Here is a 22,914-nt window from a genome sequence, read left to right as displayed (position 1 = left end):
GGACGCCTTTTTATTTTACCTGTGAATCTGCTCTTGTAGCCCGGGTGCAACCCGGGTTTCACCCGGGCTACGGGGCTGCCATCAGACCAGCGCCCCGTGGCACTGCTTGAACTTCTTGCCGCTGCCGCAGGGGCAAGGATCGTTGCGACCGACCTTGGGCAGTTCGCGCACGACCGTTGCCGGCTTCGCGGGCGGCGGCGGCGCGGACTCCAGACGGCGCGGGTTCTCGCCCGCAGCCTCGACCGGCGCTGCCGCCGACTCGACGCTCGGCGCCGACGCATGCTGCAGCTGCATCTGGCGCTCGCGCGCCTCGGCCTGCTGGCGGCGCTGCTCTTCAACCTGCTGCACTTCGGCCTCGGTCTGGATACGCACGCGGGCCAGCAGCGAGATCACGTCATGCTTGAAGCGCGCCAGCATGTCGTTGAACATCGTGAACGCTTCGCGCTTGTACTCCTGCTTCGGGTCCTTCTGCGCATAGCCACGCAGGTGGATGCCCTGGCGCATGTAGTCCATCGACGCCAGATGCTCGCGCCAGAGATTGTCGAGCACCTGCAGCATCAGTGCCTTCTCGAAATGCTCAAGCACGGAGGCGCCGACGGCGGCCTTCTTGGCCTCGTAGGCTTCGCCGAACTTGGCGATCAGGCGATCGCGCAGGCCCTTGTCGTTGAGATCCTGCTCGGTGTCGAGCCATTCGCGGATCGGCAGTTCGAGTTCGAAATCGCGCTTCAGCGTCTCGGTCAGACCGCTGATGTTCCAGGTCTCCTCGATCGTCTGCGGCGGGACATAGGCGTCCACCACGGCGCGGACGACGTCCGGACGAATCTCGTGAATCATGTCGGAGACCGACGTTGCCGCCATGACGCCGTTGCGCAGGTCGTAGATCGCCTTGCGCTGGTCGTTGGCGACGTTGTCGAACTCAAGCAGATGTTTGCGGATATCGAAATTGTGCGCCTCGACCTTGCGCTGCGCGGTCTCGATCGCATTCGACACCCAGCGATGCTCGATCGCCTCGCCTTCCTGCATGCCCAGACGCTGCAGCATCGCGCGCATGCGCGGCGGCGTGAAAATGCGCATCAGCGTGTCGTCGAGCGACAGGAAGAAACGCGAGCCGCCCGGATCACCCTGACGGCCGGCGCGACCGCGCAGCTGGTTGTCGATGCGGCGCGATTCGTGGCGTTCGGAACCAATGACGACGAGGCCCCCGGAAGCCTTGACCTGCTCGTGCTGCACCTGCCAGGCACTGCGCACCGCATCGCGGCCGGCGCTGTCGTCCTCGGCGAGCTGGGCCAGCTGGGCTTCGAGATTACCGCCGAGCACGATGTCCGTACCGCGACCGGCCATGTTGGTGGCGATCGTCACCGCGTCCGGGCGGCCGGCCTGGGCAACGATGTCGGCCTCGCGCTCGTGCTGCTTGGCGTTGAGCACTTCATGCTTGATGCCGGACTTGGTCAGCAGCACCGACAGCAGTTCGGAGGTCTCGATGCTCGCGGTACCGACCAGCACCGGCTGGTGCTTCTCGTGCGCGGCCTTGATCTCGGCGACGACGGCTTCGAATTTTTCCTTCGCCGTCATGTAGACAAGGTCGCCCTGGTCCTTGCGGATCATCGGCTTGTTGGTCGGGATGACGACCACGTCGAGCTTGTAGATGCTCTGGAACTCGAAAGCCTCGGTATCCGCCGTACCGGTCATGCCGGACAGCTTGCCGTACAGACGGAAGTAGTTCTGGAAGGTGATGCTCGCCAGCGTCTGGTTTTCCTGCTGGATCTTGACGCCTTCCTTGGCCTCGACCGCCTGATGCAGACCGTCGCTCCAGCGGCGGCCGCTCATCATGCGGCCGGTGAACTCGTCGATGATGATGATCTGGTTGTCGCGCACGATGTACTCGACATCGCGCTTGTACAGGTGATGCGCGCGCAGCAGCGCATTCAGGTGATGCAGCAGGATGATGTTGGCCGCGTCGTAGAGGCTCTCGTCCTCGCCGAGCAGCTGCGACGTGCGCATCAGCTCTTCGACCGTCTCGTGACCGGCTTCGGTCAGGTGGATCTGCTTGGACTTCTCGTCGACCGAGAAATCGCCCGGACCCTCTTCTTCTTGCTGAAGCGTCAGGCGCGGAATCAGCGCATTGATCTTGCGGTACAGCTCCGGATCGTCGTCGGTCGGGCCGCTGATGATCAGCGGCGTACGCGCCTCGTCGATGAGGATCGAGTCGACTTCGTCGATGATCGCGTAGTTCTGCCCGCGCTGAACCTTGTCGGCCAGCGAGAAGGCCATGTTGTCGCGCAGGTAATCGAAGCCCAGCTCGTTGTTGGTCGCGTAGGTGATGTCGCTGGCGTAGGCCTCGCGCTTCTCCTGGTTCGACTGACCGGAAACAACGACACCGACCGACAGACCCAGGAAGCGGAAGATCCGCCCCATCCATTCGGAGTCGCGGCGGGCCAGGTAGTCGTTGACGGTGACAATATGCACGCCCTTGCCCGGCAGTGCATTGAGGTAGGCCGCCAGCGTCGCGACGAGGGTCTTGCCCTCGCCGGTGCGCATTTCGGCAATCATGCCCTCGTGCAGCACCGAGCCGCCGATCAGCTGCACATCGAAGTGGCGCATGTTGAGCACGCGCTTGCCGGCTTCGCGAACCACCGCGAAGGCATCGGCCTTGATCTGATCGAGGGACTCGCCCTTGGCCAGACGCTCACGCAGCACCTGGGTCTGGGCCGTCAGTTCGGCATCGCTCATCGCCGAATAACGCGGCTCCAGCACCGCAGACAGCTGAACCTGACGCTGGAGACGTTTGACGGTGCGCTGATTGCGGCTCCCGAAAATGCGAGCCAGCATATTGTTGAACATAGGTCTGTGTCGTGAACCGCGCGAAGCGCGGTGTGGTCGTCGGAAGCCGCGTATTATGCCCTTGTTGGGCCGCTGCGCCGCCTATTCAAGCCGCAACGCGCAATCTCAGGGGCGCTGACCGGCCCCCGGCCCAGCCGCTCAGCGAGCGGCGCGGATGTACTGCTCCGGGTTGACCACCGCGCCGTTGAACAGCACTTCGAAGTGGACGTGCGGGCCGGTCGAACGACCCGTGGACCCGATCTTGGCGATGCGCTGGCCCTTGGCAACCTTGTCGCCCGGCTTGACGACGATTTCGCTGTTATGACCGTAGCGCGTCGTGTAGCCGTTGCCGTGATTGATCTCGACCAGATTGCCGTAACCGTCGCGGGCACCCGCCTCGGTGACGATGCCGGCAGCAACCGACACCACGGCGGCGCCGACGCGGCCGGCGAAGTCGATGCCCTGATGGCTGGTGCGGCGGCCGGTGAACGGGTCGGTGCGCGAGCCGAACAAGGAGCTGATCCAGCCACCGTCGATCGGCCAGCCCGAAGGCCGGACTTCCTTCTGCAGGCGGCTTGCCAGCAGCAGGTCTTCAAGGACGCGGAACTGGCGCTCGCGATCGGATAGCTGACTCTCGAAGGCCACCAGTGAATCCATCACGGAATCGAGACCGAGGTCGGCGTCGGCGTCGGTTTCCGGGCCACCGAGGGCGGGCGCCTGGTCGAAGTTGAATTCGCCGCTGTCGAGACCGGCCATCTGGGTCAGGCGCTGACCGGCGGCGTCGAGGCGGAGGACGTGGGCCTGCAGCTGGGCGATGCGACGGGCCAGTGCGGCGGTATTCTGTTCTGCCTGTGCGCGTGCCTCGGTGAGGGCTTCGCGCTGTTGGCGGACGTTGTCCGTCCATGCTGTGAGAAGATTGGCCGGCAGGTGGGCAGTCACCGCAGAGCCGCTACCGCTGAACATCACACCTGCTGCAAACGAAACCGAGATCAAGAAGGTAAAGAAGAACGTCACCGGCAACCAGACCAGGACATTCCTGGGATTGAACGGAAAACGCCAAGTGCGTCCACGCTTGTGGCTGACAACGATGATATCCATGCGGGACCTATGCACTCCGATCAATCTGAACCTCAAAACCTGAGGCAACTACTAAGCCAGCCCTCGCAGTCGACGGGCGAGCTGTTCGAGCGCGCCAGGCAACTGTCCGACATCAATCACGCATTGCGTGACTGGTGTAATGCCCCATGGGTACAGCAGATCCGGGTGGCCAATATCCGCGACCAGACCGTCATCCTCTACTGCGCGAGCGCATCTGCACTCGTGCCGTTTCGCCAACACAGCAAGTCACTGTTGGTGTGGCTACAAACCCGTTATGGACTCAAATGCACTTCGGTCGAAACCAAAGTGCGCCCCCCAGCTCCGGGTAGCCAAGCTGGAGTGTATCGGCCCTGAGCGCCGGATCGCAAGCGAACATGATTCGGCAAGTGCCTGATCCTGCGAACATTCCGCAAGAGTCTTGCACTGAGGGGATTTTCCTATCGCCGAGGCTCGGCGGGGCTCAGGCCGCCGCCAGACTACCGCGCACGAAGGCGATTGGAGCAGTCTGCTCGCCGCTTTCGTAAGTCACTGATTCATAACTGCTTGGATCATCCAGCACAGCCCTGACCAGCTTGTTGTTGAGCGCATGGCCGGACTTGTAGGCGGTGAACGCGCCGATGACCGGATGCCCCAACAGGTACAGATCGCCGACCGCGTCGAGGATCTTGTGACGGACGAATTCGTCCTCGTATCTCAGACCATCGTGGTTGACGACCCGATAATCGTCGAGGGCGACGACGTTATCGAGGCTCGCGCCGAGGCCCAGATTGGCCGCGCGCAGGGTGTCCAGCTCGCGCATGAAGCCGAACGTGCGGGCGCGGCTGACTTCGCGCACGTAGCTGGTCGTCGAAAAGTCGATGACCGCGCTCTGCGCCGAGGCGCGGAAAGCCGGGTGGCGAAAATCGATCGAGAACGACAGGCGGTAGCCGTCGAACGGCTCGAAGCGCGCCCACTTGTCGCCGTCCTGGACCTGGACCGGCTGGCGGATGCGGATGAAGCGCTTCGGCGCATCCTGTTCGTGGATGCCCGCGGACTGGATCAGGAACACGAACGGGCCGGAGCTGCCGTCCATAATGGGCACTTCGGGCGACGACAGTTCGACGACGCAATTGTCGATGCCCAGGCCGGCAAAGGCCGACATCAGGTGCTCGATCGTCATGATCTTGGTGCCGTCGTCGGCCACCAGCGTGCTGCACATCACCGCCTCGCGCAGCAGATGCGCGCGCGAAGGCACGTCGACCGAATGCGCCAGGTCGGTACGGCGGAACACAATGCCGGTGTCAGGCCCCGCCGGCAGCAAGGACATATAGACCTTGCGACCCGAATGCAGGCCGATACCACTGGCGCGAACCGCTTGCTTGAGTGTGCGTTGTCTGACCATCACGTGCCGTAAATGGAACAAAAAAGCGCAGCGCGATTGCACGCTGCGCCCCATTGACACGCGATCTTAACATGGAGTTCCGGAGGCGAAGGCCGGTCTCATTTTGCCCGGTCGGCACGCAGGGCCATGGGCTTGAACCCTGCGTGAACCCGGTCAGGCCGGCCCCGACCCGGCAGGCGTCGGGTCGGAAACCAGCCGCACTGCGCTTCAGTCGTTCTGGTGCCGCAGGAACGCCGGGATGTTGATGATGTCGTCGTCCAGGCCCAGCGGGAACGCGCTGCCGCCGCCCGCCATCATGCGCTGCTGACGGTGCACGGCCGGGATGTCCAGGTTCGGCGAGTTCATGCCGCCCATGCCGGCCGTGCTCATGCTGTTGTGGGGCATGGTCATGTCCGGACGCACGAAGGCGGCAATCTTCGGATTGCCTGCTGCCATCGTCGGCGCCGCCACCTGCTGCGGGATGTGCTTGACGCCCGGCAGGCCGGTCGCCACGACGGTCACGCGCAGCACGCCATCGAGACTCGGGTTCATCGCGATGCCGCACTTGGTGTCGGCTTCGTCAGACGCGATCTCGGCGACGCGGGCATTGATGTATTCCATCTCCTCCATCGTCAGCGATTCGTCGCAGGTGACGTTGACCAGCAGGCCACGCGCGCCGTGCAGCTCGATATCGTCGAGCAGCGGGCTCGACAGCGCCATCTCGACCGCCTTCTCGGCGCGACCTTCGCCGCTGGCTTCGCCGATACCCATCATCGACATGCCGCGGTTGGTCATCACCGTGCGGACGTCGGCGAAGTCGACGTTGACGACACCCGGACGGGTGATCAGGTCGGAAATGCCCTGCACGGCGTTCTGCAGCACGTCATTCGCCGCCTTGAAGCAGTTCATGACCGTGATCTTGGTGCCGAGCACGATGCCGAGCTTCTCGTTCGGAATCATGATCAGCGAGTCGGTGTACTGACGCAGCTCGTCGATACCCTTGAGCGCGACAGCCATGCGCTTCTTGCCTTCGTGGACGAAGGGCTTGGTGACGACGGCCACCGTCAGGATGCCGAGCTCCTTGGCGATCTCCGCGATCACCGGCGCGGCGCCGGTGCCGGTGCCGCCGCCCATGCCGGCGGTAACGAACAGCAGATCGGTACCTTCGATCATCTCGCGGATGCGATCGCGATCTTCCTCAGCCGCGGCGCGGCCCACTTCCGGGTTCGAGCCCGCACCCAGACCGCGGGTGATCTCGATGCCCAGCTGGACCTGGTTGGTCGGCACACAACGCTCGAGATGATCCCGATCGGTGTTGGCGCAGATGAAATCGACGCCATCGATGCCGCTGTGTGCCATCTGGTTGACGGTGTTGCAACCGCCGCCGCCAACGCCAATGACCCGGATGACGGCGCGCTTGCGCTGCCCATCTTCCAGTTCAAAAATTTCTCGTGCCTGTCCGCCCATGTCGCTGCTCCTGCGCGTGTAGCGCGTTCGTCCTGCCAATCACCCGTCAGGTCATCCAATGCGTAAAACGCAGATGACTTGGCCTGCAGTTTTTTATCTGTCTAGTACGCCGCAAATGTACAATATGTTGTCACAGTGTAAATGTCAATGAAAAACAGTAACTTTTGTAGATAAAAGAACACACTTCCTGACGCCTCGAAACTACTCAAAAACTACCTTTCAACCACTCGCCGGCGCGGTGCGCCCAATAGCCGAAACCCTGGCTCGGGGCACGCATCTGCACTGGCCGACTCTGCTTCCCGTACAACAACAAACCGACCGCCGTCGCATAGGCCGGATTGCGTGTCACATCCTTCAAACCCTCAACGTTGTGCGGCAGGCCCACGCGCACCGGCAGCTCGAAGACGCTCTCGGCGAGTTCGACGACGCCCGGCATCTGCGAGGAGCCGCCGGTCAGCACCACGCCACCTGCGATCATTTCGTACCAGTCGGAGCGATGCAGTTCCTTACGGATGAAGCGGAACAACTCCTCGTAGCGAGGCTTGATCACTTCAGCCAGCGTCACGCGCGACAGACGGCGCGACTGCTGATCGCCGACGCCCCTGACCTCGATCTCTTCGTGACCGGCGAACTGCTGCAGCGCGACGCCGTACTGGATCTTCAGCTCTTCGGCATACGGCGCCGGCGTGCGGAAGGCCATGCTGATGTCGTTGGTCACCTGATTGCCGGCAATCGGCAGCACGGCGGTATGACGGATCGTGCCGCCCTTGAACACCGCGATATCCGAAGTGCCGCCGCCGATATCGACCATGCAGACGCCCAGGTCGCGCTCGTCCGGCAGCAGCGTCGCGTAGCTCGACGCCAGGTGCTGCAGGATCAGCTTATCGACCTTGAGCCCGCAGGACTCGACGCACTTGTAGATGTTCTGCGCCGCGGAGATCGACCCGGTGACCATGTGCACCTTGGCTTCGAGGCGCACGCCATGCATGCCGACCGGATCGTGGATGCCCTCGCGACCGTCGACGACGAACTCCTGCGGAATCACATGGAGAATCTTCTGGTCGGCCGGAATCGCGATCGCGCGAGCAGCATCCATCACGCTGTCGACATCGCGTTCGCTGACCGAACCGGCGCGCACCGGCGCGACGCCCGTCGAGTTGAAGCTGCGGATATGCGTGCCCGACAGCCCCACGTAGACCGACTGTGCGCGGCAGTTGGCCATGTGCTCGGCATTCTCGACCGCGCGCTTGATGGCCTGTGCGGTCTGCTCGATGTTGACGACGTCGCCGCGGTTCATGCCGCGCGACACATGCTCGCCGCGACCGACGATCTCGATCTGGCCATCGTCGTTGACCTGGCCGACCACGGCCACGCATTTGGACGTGCCGACATCCAGGCCGACCATCAGATTGCGTTCTTCCCGACGTGCCATGAGCTCAGTTCCCCTTCTTGTCAGCAGTTGGCTCAAGCCAGCCCACCGAAAAACCATTGGTGTAACGAAGATCGACGTGATGCACCTGTGCGATGCGTTCGGTCAGCGCCTGCGCCGCCGGGCCCAGCAGATTCGCCAGCGCCGGCGCCGGATCGCCGCGGCCGAAGCGCAGTTCGATGCCGTTCTTCGCCAGTGCCGTCCATTCGCCGCGCGCGTCCTGGCTCAGGCTCTGCAGCTCGAACAGCGAACCCTTGAGCGGCACCGACAGCTGCCGGTACATATCCATGACGACGACCGCGCTGCCGGCCGGGCCGGATAACAACGGCAGACCGGGCGGCACGTTGCGACCCGCCGTCGCAAACTCGGCCGACTGCTCATCGAGCAGGGTCTCCTCGCCGCCCCAGCGCGCGATCGGCTCGCGTTCCCACACGCGCACGCGCACCATCGCCGGCCACTGGCGCTCCACACGCACACTGGCAACCCACGGCAGCGCCGCGGCGACCTGATGAATCTGCTCGAGATCGACCTCGATGAATCGCGAATCGAGCAGCGGACGTATCGCAGCTTCCACCTCTTGCGCGCTGACGTGATTCAAGGCGCCTTCGATGCGGATACGCGACACCTGCTGAGTACCGGTGAACTGGAAGAATCCCCACAGCGCCGCCGCAACGGCGACGAGCGCGAGCATGCCCAGCAGCAGCCGCGGCCATGGCGATTGCACGGCACCGTCGTCAGCTTCATCGTCGACGTCGAAGGAATCGGCAGTCATGGCATAGGCGCTCATCGCTGACCCAACGTCATGGAGAGAATGTTCCAGCACAGCTCCGCGTAGTCCATGCCGCGCGCCTTCGCCGCCATCGGCACCAGGCTATGCGACGTCATGCCCGGCACGAGATTGACCTCGATCAGCCACGGCCGGTCTTCGGCATCGAGCATGAAGTCGACGCGGCCCCAGCCGCGTGCGCCGAGCAACTCGAACGCGCGCAGGCAAGTCGCCTGGATCTCCGACTCCAGCTTCGCCGCAATGCCCGAAGGACAGTGGTAGCGCGTGTTGTCCGACAGGTACTTCGCGTTGTAGTCGTAGAACTCGCCTTCCGGTTCGATGCGGATCGTCGGCAGCGCCGTACGCCCGACGATCGAGCAGGTGTATTCCTGCCCCTTGAGCTTGCCGCTGATGAAACGCTCGGCCATGACGACGCGGCTACCATCGCCACGCGCAAGCACCCAGGCAGCATCGAGCTGCGAGGCATTCTTGACGATACTGACGCCGACGCTCGAACCCTCTTCCGATGGCTTGACGACGAACGGATAGCCAAAACGCGTCGCGGCGAGATCGAGCTCGCTGCGCTGCTGCAACCAGACGTACTCCGGCGTCGGCAGCCCCTCAGCCACCCAGATGCGCTTGGTGCGCAGCTTGTCCATCGCAAGCGCCGAGGCGAGCACGCCGCTGCCGGTGTACGGAATCTTCTGCAGATCGAGCACTGCCTGCACGGTACCGTCTTCGCCGCCGGTGCCGTGCAGCACATTGAACGCGCGGTCGAAGCCCTGCTGGCGCAGGGTCAGGATGTTCTCCGGGCTTGCATCGAACGCCACCGCATCGACGCCACGCGACGTCAGCGCCGCGGTCACGCCCTCGCCCGACCACAGCGAGACCTGGCGTTCCGACGACCAGCCGCCCATCAACACGGCAACACGGCCGAAAGCGCGCGGATCGGTGATGTGTGGGGCGTTCACAGTGCAGCTCCAACAATTCTGACTTCAGGTTGAAGATCGACGCCGGTCTTGTTGCGCACCGTCGTGCGCACATGCTCGACCAGCGCCTCGACATCCGCAGCGCGCGCACCGGTTTCGGCAATCAGGAAATTCGCGTGCAACGTCGATACCTCCGCGCCGCCGATGCGATAGCCCTTGAGCGCGCAGGATTCGATCAGACGCGCCGCGTGATCGCCCGGCGGATTGCGGAACGTGCTGCCAGCGCTCGGCTTGCCGACCGGCTGCGTCGCCTTGCGCTTGGCCAACGACTCGCGGGTCTGCTTGGCGTACTCGCCGTCGGTATCCGGCTTCACCGAGAAGCGCGCGCCGAGAAAACCCAAGGCCTTCGCTGGCAACTCGACGTGGCGATAGCCGTAGCGGATCTGCGCGTTGCCGACGCGTTCCACATGCCCATCGCGGAAAATCAGCTCGGCATCGATGACTTGGTTCCAGGTCTCGCCGCCCCAGGCGCCGGCGTTCATCGCCAGCGCGCCGCCGACCGTGCCGGGAATGCCGGCCATGAATCCAAGGCCCGCCCAGCTGCCACGCTCGGCGAACTTCGACAGGCGCGCGCAGTGCACGCCGGCTTCGGCGGCAATCACCGGCTCGGCGCCTTCTTCGATCTCCAGCGCATCGAGCGCGCCATGCAGCGCAATCACGGTGCCGCGCCAACCGCCATCGCGCACCAGCAGGTTGCTGCCCAGGCCCAGCCACAGCACCGGCTCTGCGGCCGGCAGGCTGCGCACGAACTCGATCAGATCTTCGCGATCCGCCGGCTCGAAATAGCGGTCGGCCGGACCGCCGACGCGCCAGGACGTATGGCGCGCCATCGGCTCGTCATGCAGCACACGGCCGCGCACGCTGGCCGCGGTGTCGCGCACGCTCGCGGCGGCGTTCACTTGGCCGCTCCGTAGCGCTGAACCAGCAGCGCCGGCAGATTGCCGACATCGCCGGCGCCGAGCGTCAGGATCAGGTCGCCATCGGCGGCGATGCGCTCGAGCAGCGCCGGTGCATCCGCAAGGCCGCCCGGCAGCAGCACCGGTTCGACCGCGCCGCGGGCACGGATCGCGCGCGCCAGAGCGCGTGAATCGGCACCTTCGATCGGCGTTTCGCCGGCCGCATAGACCTCGGCCAGCAGCAACACGTCCGCCTGCGTCAGCACGGCACAGAAGTCGTCGAACAGATCGCGCGTGCGGGTGTAGCGATGCGGCTGGAACACGACGACGAGGCGCCGCTGCGGATGTGCCGCGCGCATCGCCTGGAAAGTGGCTGCGAGCTCGCGCGGATGATGGCCGTAGTCATCGACCAGCTGCATGCGGCGCGCGCCGATCTGCAGCTCGCCATGCTGTTCGCAGCGGCGTCCGATGCCCGCAAAGCTGGAGAACGCGCGACGGATCGCCGCGGCATCGACACCGAGTTCACGGCCGATCGCAACGGCGACCAGCGCGTTCTGCACGTTGTGCTGGCCCGGCAAGTTCAGATGAAACGCTTCGCGGAAACCGTCGGCGGCAACTGCGGTGAAATGCACACCGCTGCCTTCCGCGCGCATATCGATCGCGCGCAGGTCGGCATCCTCGGCAAAGCCGTAGGTCAATACCGGCCGGCCGACATCGTTCAGCGTCTCGCGAACGACCGGATCGTCGATGCACAGCACGGCGAGACCGTAGAACGGTAGCCGATGCAGGAACTCGACAAAGGTGGCGCGCAGGCGGCGGAAGTCGTTGCCGTAGGTTTCCAGATGATCGGCATCGATGTTGGTGACCGCCGAAATCATCGGCGACAGATGCAGGAACGACGCATCGCTCTCGTCGGCTTCGGCGACGAGATAGCTGCCGGCGCCGAGTCGCGCATTGGCGTCGGCCGCCTTGAGCTTGCCGCCGATGACATACGTCGGATCGAGTCCACCCTCGGCCAGCACGCTGGCGACCAGGCTGGTGGTCGTCGTCTTGCCATGCGTGCCCGCGATCGCCACGCCGTAGCGGAAACGCATCAGCTCGGCGAGCATCTCTGCACGACGCACGACCGGGATGCGGTGTTCGTGCGCGTACTCGAGCTCGGGATTGCCGGCCTTGACCGCCGTCGAGACCACGATGGCGTCCGCGCCGTGCGCGTTCTTGGCGGCATGACCGAAGACGATCGTCGCGCCGAGCGCGGCAAGCCGCTTCGTCGCCGCGCTTTCCTTCAGATCGGTGCCGCTGACCTGGTAGCCGAGGTTGATCAGCACTTCGGCAATACCGGCCATGCCGGAACCACCGATGCCGAGCATGTGAATGCGCCGCACGCGCCGCATCGGCCGGGTCATCAGCGCTTGTACGTCCTGGCTCATGCGTTCACCTTCGCATCCACGCCAAGGGCAGTGATGCGCATGCGTGATCGCGCTCCCGCACCCGTTTGCGCTGCGCGCAAAGCACCGTGTTGCGCGCTCATACAAGTTCTCCGCCGCAGTCGAGGCAGGCATCGGCAATCACCGCCGTCGCGTTCGGCCAGGCCGCGGTGCGCGCTGCTTCGGCCATGCGCCGAAGACGCGTGCAGTCGCCGAGCAGTTCGCGCAGCATCGCCGCAAGCTGCGCCGGCGAGAGGCTGTCTTCCGGCATCAGCACCGCGGCGCGCGCCGAAACCAGGTACTCGGCGTTGCGCGTCTGATGGTCGTCGACCGCGTGCGGAAACGGCACCAGCACGCTCGCACAACCCGCCGCGCTCAGTTCGGCAATCGTCGAGGCCCCCGAGCGGCAGACGACGAGGTCCGCCCAGGCCAATGCAGCCGGCATGTCCTCGATGAACTCGCTGATCTCCGCCTCGACGGCAGTCGCCCCGTAGTGGCGACGCGCAGTGTCGATCGTGCGCCCGGCCTGATGACGGACATCGGGGCGCGCCGAGGGATCGAGCAGCGCCAGCGCCTGCGGCACGCGCTCGTTGAGCGCCTTCGCACCTTGCGAGCCGCCGACGACGAGCAGGCGCGCGGCACCTTCGTGATTGAGCCGCTGCGCCGGTGGCGGCAGCGCGATGAAACCGCTGCGCACCGGATTGCCGACGGTCTGCGCACGCGGAAAGGTTTTCGGGAACGCTTCGAGCACCGTCGTCGCAATGCGTGCGAGCAGGCGGTTGGTCAACCCCGGTGCCGCGTTCTGCTCGTGGACGATCAGCGGCACGCGCAGCAACCACGACGCGATGCCGCCGGGTCCCGCCGCGAATCCGCCCATGCCGAGCACTGCATCGGGCTTTTCGCTGCGCAGGATCGCCAGTGCCTGCAGCAATGCGCGCAGCAGCAGCAGCGGCGCCTGCAACAGCTTGAGCATGCCCTTGCCGCGCAGGCCGGAGATGCTGATCTCACGCAGCGGAATCTGGTGGGCGGGCACCACGCGCGATTCGAAGCTGTTCGGCGCACCCATCCAGACGATCTGGTGTCCGCGCTCGCGCAGATACTGCGCGACAGCCAGCGCCGGATAGACGTGACCGCCGGTACCGCCGGCCATGATCAGCAGCTTCATCGGCGATCCTCCGCCGATGTCACGCCGAACGCCGCGGCGCGATTTTCATAGTCGACGCGCAGCAGAAGACCGACCATCGCGCAGACCGTCAGCAGCGAGGAGCCGCCATAGCTGAGCAGCGGCAGCGTCAGACCCTTGGTCGGCAGCAGGCCGAGATTCACCGCCATGTTGATCAGCGCCTGCAAGCCGATCCAGCTCGTCAGGCCATATGCGAGGAAGGCCTGGAAGTGGCGGCCGCCGATTTCGGCAATACGGCCGATCGTGAAGCCGCGCCAGACGACGATGCCGAACAGCATCAGCAACGTGGCGATGCCGAGCAGGCCAAGCTCCTCGGCGAGAATCGCGAAGATGAAGTCGGTATGCATCTCCGGCAGGTACAGCAGCTTCTGCACGCTGTTGCCGAGGCCGACGCCGCTCCATTCGCCGCGACCGACGGCGATCAGCGACTGTGCGAGCTGCCAGCCGCCGTTCTCGACGTCGGCCCAGGGATTGGTGAAGTTCATTAGGCGCTTGACGCGATACGGCGCCGCGACCGCGATGAAGGCGAGCATCGCACCGGCCGCGCCCATCATTGCAATGTAGTAGCCGACGCGGGCGCCGCCGAGGAACAGCATCAGGAACACGACGCCCATCAGGATCGCGGTGGCGCCGAAGTCCGGCTCCAGCAGCAACAGGGCGCAAGGCAGCATGATCGCCGCCAGCGGCAGGAACAGCCCCTTGAGGCTGTATTGCAGCTGCGTCTGCCGTCGCGAGATATAGCTGGCAATGAACATGATCAGCGCCAGGCGCGCGGGCTCCGAGGCCTGCAGGCGGAACAGGCCGAGATCGATCCAGCGGCGCGCGGAATTCACCAGCACGCCGATGCCCGGCACGAGAACGATGACCAGCAGCAGCAGCGCGAACAGATAGAGCGGCAGGCTGGTGCGCTCCCAGGCGCGCATCGGCACGCAGTACATCGCCAGGCCGAGCAAGGCGCCGCCGCCGACAAACGCCAGCTGGCGATAGAAGAAGTAGAACGGGCCGCCGGTCAGCTTCTCCGACTGCGCGACCGACGCCGACGCCACCATGATCAGGCCCCAGGCCAGCAGCACGCAGATCGCGATGCACAGCCAGCTGTCGAGGCCATAGCGCGCGCGCGGCAACGGCAGGCGGCTCTCGATCTGCGCACTCAGCGTGGCGGTGTTCATGCGAGTGCCCTCACGGCGGCGCGGAACTGATCGCCGCGGTCGACGTAGCTGCGGAACTGGTCGAAGCTCGCGCAGGCCGGCGACAGCAGCACCTGATCGCCGCGCTGGGCCAGCAGGCGTGCGCGCTGCAGGGCCGAACCCATGTCGGGCTCGCGGTAGATCGGCAACGCACCGACGATGTCGTTCTCGATCAGACCGGCGTCCTGGCCGAACAGCACCGCGGCGCGGCCCTGGCGCGCGAGCGGCTCGCGCAGCTCGCTGAACGACTGTCCCTTGCCTTGACCGCCACCCAGCCAGATGATCGGCGCGGGCAGGCCGTTGAGCGCGGCCAGCGTCGAGCCGACGTTGGTGCCTTTGGAATCGTTGAAGAAACGCACGCCCTGCAGCTCGCCGACGAACTCGCAGCGATGCGCCAGACCGCTGAACGCCCTCAGTGCGTTCATGCTTGCGGTGCGATCGATGCCGGCCGCGTCGGCCAGCGCCAGTGCTGCCAATGCATTCGCGGCATTGTGCAGACCAAAAATCTTCAGCTCGGACAGCGGAACAAGCGCCGACGCCGCGCCGACCGCGAGCGCCTGCTCGCTGCCCTGACCGATCAAGCCGTACTGGCCCATCTCGCGCGGCGCGTCGAGGCCGAACGAGCGCACTTCGGCTTTCGCCAGGGCACTCGCCGGTGACGTCGCGGCGTCGTCACGATTGACGACGGCAATTTCGCAGCCGCCGTAGATGCGCGCCTTGACCGCGCCGTAGTGCGCCATCGATCCATGGCGATCGAGATGGTCCTGCGACAGATTCAGAATCGTCGCCGCTTTGCAGCGCAGCGTGTGCGTCGTTTCCAGCTGGAAGCTCGACAGCTCGAGCACATACAGCTCGGTGCCATCGGCGAGCAGGTCCAGCGCCGGCGTCCCGAGATTGCCGCCGACCGCGACCTTGATACCCGCCGCACGCGCCATCTCGCCAACCAGCGTCGTCACCGTCGACTTGCCGTTCGAGCCGGTAATGCCGACGACAGGTGTCGCGCCGGCTGCGCGCGCAAACAGTTCGATATCGCCCAGCACCGGCACGCTGGCGGCATTCAAGGCCTGCACGAACGGCTCGTCGAGCGCGACGCCCGGAGACACCACCGCTTCGGCGAACTGCGTCAGCGGCTGCGGCGCAGCGAAGGCGCCAAGCTCGAACGCAACGTTCGGGAATTCGGTGCGCAGCGCGTCGATGCCGGCCGGCGTCGCGCGCGAGTCGGTGACAACGACATCCGCGCCGGAACGAACCAGATAGCGCAGCGCCGAAACGCCGGACACGCCGAGGCCCACAACGAGCATGCGCTGCCCCTTGTAGCGATCCCGGCCCGACACCTGGCGTTGCGTATTCGTCATCAGCGGACCTTGAGCGAAGCCAGGCCGATCAACACGAGGATCAGCGTGACGATCCAGAAGCGCACGATGATCTTCGGCTCAGGCCAACCCTTGAGCTCGTAGTGATGATGCAGCGGCGCCATGCGGAAGATGCGCTTGCCGCCGCTGTACTTGAAATACAGAACCTGCAACGCGACCGAGAAGGTTTCGGCAACGAAGATGCCGCCCATGATCGCGAGGACGATTTCCTGGCGCACCAGCACGGCCACCACGCCGAGCGCAGCACCGAGCGCAAGCGCGCCGACGTCGCCCATGAAGACCTGCGCCGGATAGGCGTTGAACCACAGGAAACCAAGCCCGGCACCGGCGATCGCGGTGCAGAAGATCGCCAGCTCGCCGACGCCGGCGATGTACGGAATGCCGAGGTACTTGGAGATCACGACGTTGCCGCTGGCATAGGCGAATACGGCCAGCGCCGAGGCGACCAGCACGGTCGGCAGGATCGCCAGGCCGTCGAGGCCGTCGGTCAGGTTGACCGCATTGCTGGAGCCGACGATGACGAGATAGGCCCAGGGGATGAAGAAGATGCCGAGCGAGATCGATACGTCCTTGATGAACGGGAAGATCAGCGTCGTCTCGACCGGCGTCTGCGCGGTCCAGAACATCAGCGTCGCGACGCCGAAGCCGGCCAGCGACAGCCAGAAGTACTTCTTGCGCGCCGGCAGGCCCTTCGGGTTCTTGTACTTGATCTTGATGTAGTCGTCGGCGAAACCGACCGCGCCGAAAGCCAGCGTGACGAGCAGCGCGAACCAGACGAAACGGCTGCGCAGATCCGCCCACAGCAACGTCGACACCGCGATCGCGCAGAGAATCAGCACGCCGCCCATCGTCGGCGTGCCGGTCTTCTTCAGGTGCGAAGCGGGGCCGTCGTCGCGCACCGGCTGGCCGAACTTGAAGCGGTACAGGCGCTCGATCATCGGCGGGCCGAAGGCGAACGAGAACACCAGTGCGGTCAGCACGCCGAGCACGCTGCGCAGCGTCAGATAGGAGAACAGATTGAATCCACTGACGTACTGCTTCAGGTATTCGGCTAGGTGATACAGCATCAGTGGGTCCCCCCGGCAGTTTCACCGGTCAGGGCGGTGACGACGCGCTCCATGCGCGCGGACCGCGAACCCTTGACCAGCACAACGGCATTGGCATCGAGCTGTTCACGCAGCGCGTCGGCCAGTTCGTCGACAGTGTTGAATCCATACGCGCCGGCGCCGAAACCGCGCACGGCCTCGGCAGCCAGCGGCCCCATTCCAAACAAGCCATCCAGGCCGAGCTCGCGCGCGAGCTGACCGGCGGCGTAATGCATCTGCGGCGCATCGGCACCGAGCTCGGCCATACCGCCGAGCACCAGCAAACGCCGGCCCGGCAGCTGCGCAAGCAGTTCCATGCCGGCGCGCAGCGAAGACGGATTGGCGTTGTAGCTGTCGTCAAGCAGGCGCGCGCCTTGCGGCGTCTGCTGCCAGTTCAGGCGTCCCTGCGCAGCCTGCGCCTGAGCCAGGCCCTGGGCGATGACATCAGGCTCCATGCCGAGCCCGATCGCGCTGGCCGCGGCGCCGAGCGCATTGAGTACGTTGTGACGCCCCGGCATCGGCAAGCTGACGCTGGCGCTGCCCGATGGCGTGCGCAGCACGAAGCGGCTGCCATCGGCATCCAGCTGGATCTGCTGGGCCTGCACATCGGCAGCGGCCTCGATCCCGAAGCTGATCACCGAAGCCCGCGACGCCAACTGGCGCCACAACGGCGCATAGACATCGTCGGCATTGATCACCGCGACGCCGCCGTCCAGCGCGGCAAACAGTTCGCCCTTCGCCCGGGCAACGCCCTCGCGTGAGCCGAAACCTTCAAGGTGCGCATCGCCGGCCTGGGTGACGAGACCGACATCCGGCCGGGCCAGCGTCGCCAGCATCGCGATCTCGCCCGGATGATTGGCGCCCATCTCGACCACCGCCGTCGCATGCTCGGCGCGCAAGGACAGCAGCGTCAGCGGCACGCCGATGTGGTTGTTGAGATTGCCGACCGTCGCCAGCACCGGACCGCGAGCGGCGAAGATCGCGGCGAGCATCTGCTTGCTCGTCGTCTTGCCGTTGCTGCCGGTCACTGCCACCACCGGCAGATTGAGGCGCTGGCGCCAGTGCGCGCTCAGCTGCTGCAGGCCGGCAAGCGTGTCTTCCACGCGCAGCTGCGGAACGTCGGCGGCGACCCACTCGGAGACCAGCGCGGCGCTGGCGCCGTCGGCATGCGCCTGGGCGACGAACTGATGCGCATCGAAACGCTCGCCACGCAGCGCGACGAACAAGTCCGCGGCCACGATGTTGCGGCTGTCGATGACGACGCGCCTGAACTCGGCGTCGCCGTGGCGCAGCTCGCCGTTCAACACCTCGCGCGCTTCGCTGAGGGCCATCATGGGTGACCACCGGCGGATGCGGCGCCAACCAGGTTCGCAACGAACTCACGGTCGCTGAAAGCACGCACGTCGGTGCCGTAGGTCTGGGTTTCCTCGTGGCCCTTGCCGGCGATCACGACGACATCGTCGCCGCCGGCCTGGGAAACCGCGGTGCGGATCGCAGTCGCGCGATCGTGGATGATCTGTACCGTGGCGCGGGCCGAAGCGCTGAAGCCGGCGAGGATGTCCGCGGAGATCGCCGAAGCATCCTCGCTACGCGGGTTGTCGTCGGTGATGATCGCGACATCGGCCAGCTGCTCGACGGCGCCGCCCATCAAAGGTCGTTTGCCGCGATCGCGATCGCCGCCGCAGCCGAACACGCAGATGACGCGGCCCGGCGCATGCGCGCGCACGGCGCTGAGAATCTGCCGCAGCGCGTCGGGCGTGTGCGCGTAGTCGACGACGACCAGCGGCAACGCGCGCGTGCCGCGATAGCCCTCGATGCGGCCGGGCACGGTCTTCGACTGCGCCAGCGCAGAGACGATGCTTTCCAGAGCATGTCCGCGCGCGAGCAGCACCGCGGCGGCAGCCATCAGGTTGTAGGCATTGAAGCGCCCGAGCAGGCGGCTGCGCAGCTGAGCCTTGCCCCATGAAGTGTCGAGCGTCAGCGCAATGCCTTCCGGCGTCAGCTGCAGATCTCGACCGACGACGTGATCGGTCAGCGGCTTGTCGCCTTCGAGGCCATAGACGATGACCTGCGCAGTACCGCGCTGCGTCGCCGCCCACTGCGCGCCATGTTCGTCATCGCGATTGAACACGACGCTCGACAGCTCGGAGCGCTCGAACAGGCGCCGCTTGGCGGCGGCATAACGCTCGACGGTACCGTGATAATCGAGATGATCGCGCGTGATATTGGTCAGCACGGCAACATCGAAATGCATGCCGGCGATGCGCGCCTGATCGAGCGCGTGCGAGGAGACTTCCATCGCCAGCGCCTGCGCTCCGTCGGTGCGCATCGCGGCGACGTTGCGCTGCAGGCTCACCGCGTCCGGCGTCGTGTGCGTCGCGTCGCCGAGCGCGCCCACGCGGCCGAGACCGATGGTGCCGATGTATGCGCAGGGCACGTTGAGGCGATCCAGCGCCTGGGCAATCAGATAGGTCGTCGAGGTCTTGCCGTCGGTGCCGGTCACGCCGACGCAGAACATGCGCGCCGACGGCTGACCATAGAAGCGCGCGGCAATCTCGCCGGCACGCGCGGACAGATTCGGCACGGCGACCTGCGGCACGATGCTGTCCGGTTCGGCGCTGCCGGGCACCGGTTCCCAGGCAACCGCGGCAGCGCCGCGCGAGACTGCCTGCTCGAGATGCGCGAGGCCATGCGTGCCACGGCCGCTGCAAGCAAGGAACAGGTCGCCCGGAGATACACGGCGCGAGTCGAGTTCGATGCCGGTGACTTCAACATCGGGCGCCGGCACTTCATAGCCCGCCAGCAAGGCCGGCAGCGCATGGGCGGCACCTGTACCGCGTGCATCACGACCGATGACGCGGCTCATGTATTCGGCCCCGTGGTCGTCGCGGCCACCGACGGCAACGCGACGGTGCGCGGGACGGCCGGCGTGAGCTCCGGCGCATCGGTGCCTTCCGGCGAAATCTGCAGCAGGCGCGCGGCGTCCTGCATCACGCGGGAGAACACCGGCGCCGCGACGAGACCGCCGTAATAGCCTTCGGCCTTGGGTTCGTCGATCATCACCAGGCCAACGAGACGCGGGCGTTCGGCAGGCACCATGCCGACGAACAGCGACTGATGGCGGTTGTCCGCATAACCGCCGCCCGGCGACACCTTGCGCACGGTGCCGGTCTTACCGGCGACCGCGTAGCCGGCAATCGCCGCGCGTCGGGCAGTGCCGGCCGGCGTCACGACCTGTTCCAGCATGTGCCGGACATCGCGCGAAGTCTTCGCCGAGACCGCGCGCTGCGGCGGCTGCGGACGGCCGCCGCGCACCAGACGAATCTGCGGCATCAGGCCATCGTTCGCGAGCGCCGCATAGGCGCGCAGCAGATGCAGCGAGTTCAGCGAGAAACCGTAGCCGTACGAAGCGGTCGCGGTGGCGATCTGGCCCCAGTCGCTGAAGTGGCGCAGCACCGAGGTCGCTTCTCCGGGAAAGCCGGTGTAGACCGGCTCACCGAGACCGAAGCGCTGGTAGCCGGACCAGACCGCTTCGGGGCCCAGCGTCATGCCGACTTTCGCGGCACCGACATTGCTCGACTTGCTGAGCATCTTGGCGAGATCGACGATGCCTTCCGGATGCACATCGCGCACGGTCAGCGCGCCGACCTTGTAAGTGCCCGGCGTCGTGTCGATGAGACTCGTCGTCTGGAAGATGCCGAGTTCGAGCGCCTGAGCGACCAGCAGCGGCTTGACGGTCGAGCCCGGCTCGAAGGAATCGACGATCGCGCTGTTGCGCGCACCCTTGGAATTGCGCTCGCCCGGATTGTTCGGATTGAAGCCCGGCTGCGCGGCGATCGCGAGGATATCGCCGTTGGCGCTGTCGGCAATCACGATGATGCCGCCGCGCGCCTTGTTCTTGGCGACCGCTTCCTTGAGCTCGCGGTAAGCGAGGTATTGGATACGCAAGTCGATCGTCAGTGCGACGTTCTCGCCGGACTCCGCTTCGCGGAACTCGAGATCGTCATCGACGACGCGACCGCCACGGTCGCGCACCACCCGACGTTCGCCGCTGGTACCGGCCAGCACGGATTCCTGCGCTTTCTCGATGCCTTCAAGGCCGCTGCCTTCGCGGCCGGTGAAGCCCACCAGCTGACCGGCGACTTCGCCGGCCGGGTAGTAGCGCGCGTAGGACGGCTCGGAGAACACGCCCGGCGCTTTCAGCGACAGCACACGCTTGGCTTCCGCCGGCGACAGCGGCTCGCTGATGTAGACGAATTTGCGATCGGCGCGCGCCTTCAGAAAGCTCAGCAACTCCGCGGGACGGCGGTTGAGCAGCTTGGCAATCGCGCTGACGTGCTCGGACGACTCCAGCAGCGCCGAAGGCACCGCCCAGATCGTTTCGACCGGCGCCGACAAGGCCAGCGGCTCTCCGCGCCGATCGAGGATCGCGCCACGATGGGCCGGGATGATCATCGTGCGGACGTGGCGCTTGTTGCCTTCCTTCTGCAGGAAGTCGCGCTCGATCACCTGCAGCTGGAACGCGCGGCCGAGGACGATCATCGCGCCCAGCGACATCACGCCAACGACGAAGCGCCGGCGCCAGACGCCGACCGGTTCCGCACCGCGGTTGCGGATGGCGGTCATGGCCTGGCTCCGACGATGACGTAGTCGCGCGGCTCGACCATGCCGAGCTGCTCGCGGGCGAGTTTGTCGACGCGGTTGTTGTGCGCCAACGTTGCCTCTTCGAGCTGCAGCTGCGCCCATTCCATCTCGAGGCGCTCGCGCTCGCTGCGCAGCGAATCGCGCTCGGCCACCAGCGCGCGGTTCTCATGCTTGGTACGCACCACCGCGAGCGCCGAGACCATGACGGCAATCGCCAGTGCGAGCGGCATCATCAGTGCGCCGCGCTTCATGGCAGGCGTTCCGCAATGCGCAGCACGGCGCTGCGTGCGCGCGGATTCTCCGAGCACTCCGCCTGCGTAGGGAACTGCTTGCCGTGCAGCTTGAGGCGCGGCACGTCGGCGCGCGCAACATCGCGCAGGTAGCGCTTGACGATGCGGTCCTCGAGCGAGTGGAAGCTGATCGCGACCAGACGGCCGCCCGGCGCCAGCACATCGACCGCCGCGCTGAGCACCGTCTCGAGCACTTCGAGTTCGCGATTGATGAAGATGCGGATCGCCTGGAAGCTGCGCGTCGCCGGATGGATCGTGCGGCTGCGCGGACCCGGCACCGCGGCGATCAGCGCGGCGAGCTGCGCCGTCGTCGTGATCGGCGACTCGTCGCGCGTCATGACAATGCGCTTGGCGATGCGGCGGCTGTTGCGCTCGTCGCCGAAGCGCCACAGCACATCGGCAATCTCGACTTCATCGGCGCGCGCGAGCCAGTCGGCCGCCGACTCGCCCGCGGCATTGTTCATGCGCATGTCGAGCGGGCCGTCCTTGCTGAAGCTGAAGCCGCGCTCGGCGTTGTCGAACTGCGGCGACGACACGCCCAGATCCATCAGAATGGCGTCGATGCGGCCGGCAATCCCCTGCTCGGCGGCAAGCGCAGCAAGGCCGGCGAAGTTGCAATGATGCAGCTGGAAGTTTGCATCGCCGGCAAACTCGCGGCGGCCATGCGCGATCGCTTCCGGATCCTGGTCCAGCGCATGCAGCGTGCCTTTGCCGGCCAGTGCATCAAGGATCGCGCGGCTGTGCCCGCCACGGCCGAAGGTGCAGTCGACAACAATGGGGGCGTCGCTGGGATGACGCGTCAGCGCGGAATCGAGGGCGAGACCGGCGATCGCTTCGTCAAGCATCACCGGTCGGTGGGCTGTCATAGCGGCGTCAGACCCGGAGGAGCGGTCGGCAAAG

General features: G+C 65.8%; 18 protein-coding genes. All 18 read right to left on the bottom strand.

All coding sequences use genetic code 11. From position 1 onward, the window contains the following. Nucleotides 1-81: 81 nt before the first annotated feature. On the bottom strand, nt 82-2,841 hold the full coding sequence (secA, locus tag AC3WUF_RS05295) for a preprotein translocase subunit SecA (RefSeq protein ID WP_492423138.1): 2,760 nt from the start codon (nt 2,839-2,841) through the stop codon (nt 82-84). 138 nt (nt 2,842-2,979) lie between these two features. Continuing rightward, nucleotides 2,980-3,918 carry a M23 family metallopeptidase gene (locus tag AC3WUF_RS05290; protein ID WP_492423136.1) on the bottom strand — a complete coding sequence of 313 codons (939 nt, stop codon included), beginning with the start codon at nt 3,916-3,918 and terminating at the stop codon, nt 2,980-2,982. A 460-nt stretch (nt 3,919-4,378) separates the two neighbouring features. Then, nucleotides 4,379-5,299 (bottom strand): UDP-3-O-acyl-N-acetylglucosamine deacetylase, encoded by a 921-nt coding sequence (gene lpxC, locus AC3WUF_RS05285; protein ID WP_492423134.1) that lies wholly within the window; start codon nt 5,297-5,299, stop codon nt 4,379-4,381. A 207-nt stretch (nt 5,300-5,506) separates the two neighbouring features. Next, nucleotides 5,507-6,745: a cell division protein FtsZ gene (ftsZ, locus tag AC3WUF_RS05280; protein WP_492423132.1), complete on the bottom strand. Its 1,239-nt coding sequence runs from the start codon at nt 6,743-6,745 to the stop codon at nt 5,507-5,509. A 205-nt stretch (nt 6,746-6,950) separates the two neighbouring features. Next, entirely contained in the window at nt 6,951-8,177 is a 1,227-nt protein-coding gene (gene ftsA / locus AC3WUF_RS05275; protein WP_492423130.1) for a cell division protein FtsA, read from the bottom strand. A 4-nt stretch (nt 8,178-8,181) separates the two neighbouring features. Beyond that, a complete protein-coding gene (locus tag AC3WUF_RS05270; RefSeq protein ID WP_492423128.1) occupies nt 8,182-8,961 on the bottom strand; it encodes a cell division protein FtsQ/DivIB in 780 nt (259 codons plus the stop codon). Then, a complete protein-coding gene (locus AC3WUF_RS05265; protein WP_492423126.1) occupies nt 8,958-9,911 on the bottom strand; it encodes a D-alanine--D-alanine ligase in 954 nt (317 codons plus the stop codon). The genes AC3WUF_RS05270 and AC3WUF_RS05265 overlap by 4 nt, the downstream gene beginning before the upstream one ends. After that, nucleotides 9,908-10,828, bottom strand: a complete 921-nt coding sequence (gene murB, locus AC3WUF_RS05260; RefSeq protein ID WP_492423124.1) for a UDP-N-acetylmuramate dehydrogenase — start codon at nt 10,826-10,828, stop codon at nt 9,908-9,910. Before murB ends, AC3WUF_RS05265 begins: the two co-directional genes overlap by 4 nt. Beyond that, entirely contained in the window at nt 10,825-12,255 is a 1,431-nt protein-coding gene (gene murC, locus AC3WUF_RS05255; RefSeq protein WP_492423122.1) for a UDP-N-acetylmuramate--L-alanine ligase, read from the bottom strand. Before murC ends, murB begins: the two co-directional genes overlap by 4 nt. Before the next feature lie 97 nt (nt 12,256-12,352). After that, nucleotides 12,353-13,417 carry an undecaprenyldiphospho-muramoylpentapeptide beta-N-acetylglucosaminyltransferase gene (gene murG / locus AC3WUF_RS05250; protein WP_492423120.1) on the bottom strand — a complete coding sequence of 355 codons (1,065 nt, stop codon included), beginning with the start codon at nt 13,415-13,417 and terminating at the stop codon, nt 12,353-12,355. After that, nucleotides 13,414-14,604 carry a putative lipid II flippase FtsW gene (gene ftsW, locus AC3WUF_RS05245; protein WP_492423118.1) on the bottom strand — a complete coding sequence of 397 codons (1,191 nt, stop codon included), beginning with the start codon at nt 14,602-14,604 and terminating at the stop codon, nt 13,414-13,416. The genes murG and ftsW overlap by 4 nt, the downstream gene beginning before the upstream one ends. Beyond that, nucleotides 14,601-15,977: a UDP-N-acetylmuramoyl-L-alanine--D-glutamate ligase gene (gene murD, locus AC3WUF_RS05240; RefSeq protein WP_492423116.1), complete on the bottom strand. Its 1,377-nt coding sequence runs from the start codon at nt 15,975-15,977 to the stop codon at nt 14,601-14,603. The genes ftsW and murD overlap by 4 nt, the downstream gene beginning before the upstream one ends. After that, complete coding sequence (gene mraY / locus AC3WUF_RS05235; RefSeq protein WP_492423114.1) at nt 15,977-17,062, bottom strand: phospho-N-acetylmuramoyl-pentapeptide-transferase; 1,086 nt, start codon at nt 17,060-17,062, stop codon at nt 15,977-15,979. Before mraY ends, murD begins: the two co-directional genes overlap by 1 nt. Further along, nucleotides 17,062-18,414, bottom strand: a complete 1,353-nt coding sequence (locus tag AC3WUF_RS05230) for a UDP-N-acetylmuramoyl-tripeptide--D-alanyl-D-alanine ligase (protein WP_492423112.1) — start codon at nt 18,412-18,414, stop codon at nt 17,062-17,064. Before AC3WUF_RS05230 ends, mraY begins: the two co-directional genes overlap by 1 nt. Next, a complete protein-coding gene (locus AC3WUF_RS05225; protein ID WP_492423110.1) occupies nt 18,411-19,946 on the bottom strand; it encodes a UDP-N-acetylmuramoyl-L-alanyl-D-glutamate--2,6-diaminopimelate ligase in 1,536 nt (511 codons plus the stop codon). The genes AC3WUF_RS05230 and AC3WUF_RS05225 overlap by 4 nt, the downstream gene beginning before the upstream one ends. Continuing rightward, nucleotides 19,943-21,706 carry a peptidoglycan D,D-transpeptidase FtsI family protein gene (locus AC3WUF_RS05220; RefSeq protein ID WP_492423108.1) on the bottom strand — a complete coding sequence of 588 codons (1,764 nt, stop codon included), beginning with the start codon at nt 21,704-21,706 and terminating at the stop codon, nt 19,943-19,945. Before AC3WUF_RS05220 ends, AC3WUF_RS05225 begins: the two co-directional genes overlap by 4 nt. After that, nucleotides 21,703-21,975 carry a cell division protein FtsL gene (gene ftsL / locus AC3WUF_RS05215; RefSeq protein WP_492423106.1) on the bottom strand — a complete coding sequence of 91 codons (273 nt, stop codon included), beginning with the start codon at nt 21,973-21,975 and terminating at the stop codon, nt 21,703-21,705. Before ftsL ends, AC3WUF_RS05220 begins: the two co-directional genes overlap by 4 nt. Then, the gene (rsmH, locus tag AC3WUF_RS05210; RefSeq protein WP_492423104.1) at nt 21,972-22,880 is read right to left on the bottom strand and encodes a 16S rRNA (cytosine(1402)-N(4))-methyltransferase RsmH; all 909 of its coding nucleotides are present in this window, start codon (nt 22,878-22,880) and stop codon (nt 21,972-21,974) included. The genes ftsL and rsmH overlap by 4 nt, the downstream gene beginning before the upstream one ends. Nucleotides 22,881-22,914: the final 34 nt, after the last annotated feature.

The organism is Fontimonas sp. FW305-C-3, assembly GCF_058783185.1.
The sequence above is the reverse complement of the archived record's forward strand: the minus strand, read 5'-3'. Positions and strand labels throughout refer to the sequence as shown.

Excerpts from the sequence above, each read along its gene's own strand:
- ftsL (WP_492423106.1), bottom strand. The coding sequence starts at position 21,975 with ATGAAGCGCGGCGCACTGATGATGCCGCTCGCACTGGCGATTGCCGTC.
- secA (WP_492423138.1), bottom strand. The coding sequence starts at position 2,841 with ATGTTCAACAATATGCTGGCTCGCATTTTCGGGAGCCGCAATCAGCGC.
- rsmH (WP_492423104.1), bottom strand. The coding sequence starts at position 22,880 with ATGACAGCCCACCGACCGGTGATGCTTGACGAAGCGATCGCCGGTCTC.
- ftsW (WP_492423118.1), bottom strand. The coding sequence starts at position 14,604 with ATGAACACCGCCACGCTGAGTGCGCAGATCGAGAGCCGCCTGCCGTTG.
- AC3WUF_RS05225 (WP_492423110.1), bottom strand. The coding sequence starts at position 19,946 with ATGAGCCGCGTCATCGGTCGTGATGCACGCGGTACAGGTGCCGCCCAT.
- murD (WP_492423116.1), bottom strand. The coding sequence starts at position 15,977 with ATGACGAATACGCAACGCCAGGTGTCGGGCCGGGATCGCTACAAGGGG.
- murC (WP_492423122.1), bottom strand. The coding sequence starts at position 12,255 with ATGAGCCAGGACGTACAAGCGCTGATGACCCGGCCGATGCGGCGCGTG.
- ftsZ (WP_492423132.1), bottom strand. The coding sequence starts at position 6,745 with ATGGGCGGACAGGCACGAGAAATTTTTGAACTGGAAGATGGGCAGCGC.
- mraY (WP_492423114.1), bottom strand. The coding sequence starts at position 17,062 with ATGCTGTATCACCTAGCCGAATACCTGAAGCAGTACGTCAGTGGATTC.
- murG (WP_492423120.1), bottom strand. The coding sequence starts at position 13,417 with ATGAAGCTGCTGATCATGGCCGGCGGTACCGGCGGTCACGTCTATCCG.
- AC3WUF_RS05230 (WP_492423112.1), bottom strand. The coding sequence starts at position 18,414 with ATGATGGCCCTCAGCGAAGCGCGCGAGGTGTTGAACGGCGAGCTGCGC.
- AC3WUF_RS05290 (WP_492423136.1), bottom strand. The coding sequence starts at position 3,918 with ATGGATATCATCGTTGTCAGCCACAAGCGTGGACGCACTTGGCGTTTT.
- AC3WUF_RS05220 (WP_492423108.1), bottom strand. The coding sequence starts at position 21,706 with ATGACCGCCATCCGCAACCGCGGTGCGGAACCGGTCGGCGTCTGGCGC.
- AC3WUF_RS05270 (WP_492423128.1), bottom strand. The coding sequence starts at position 8,961 with ATGAGCGCCTATGCCATGACTGCCGATTCCTTCGACGTCGACGATGAA.
- ftsA (WP_492423130.1), bottom strand. The coding sequence starts at position 8,177 with ATGGCACGTCGGGAAGAACGCAATCTGATGGTCGGCCTGGATGTCGGC.
- lpxC (WP_492423134.1), bottom strand. The coding sequence starts at position 5,299 with ATGGTCAGACAACGCACACTCAAGCAAGCGGTTCGCGCCAGTGGTATC.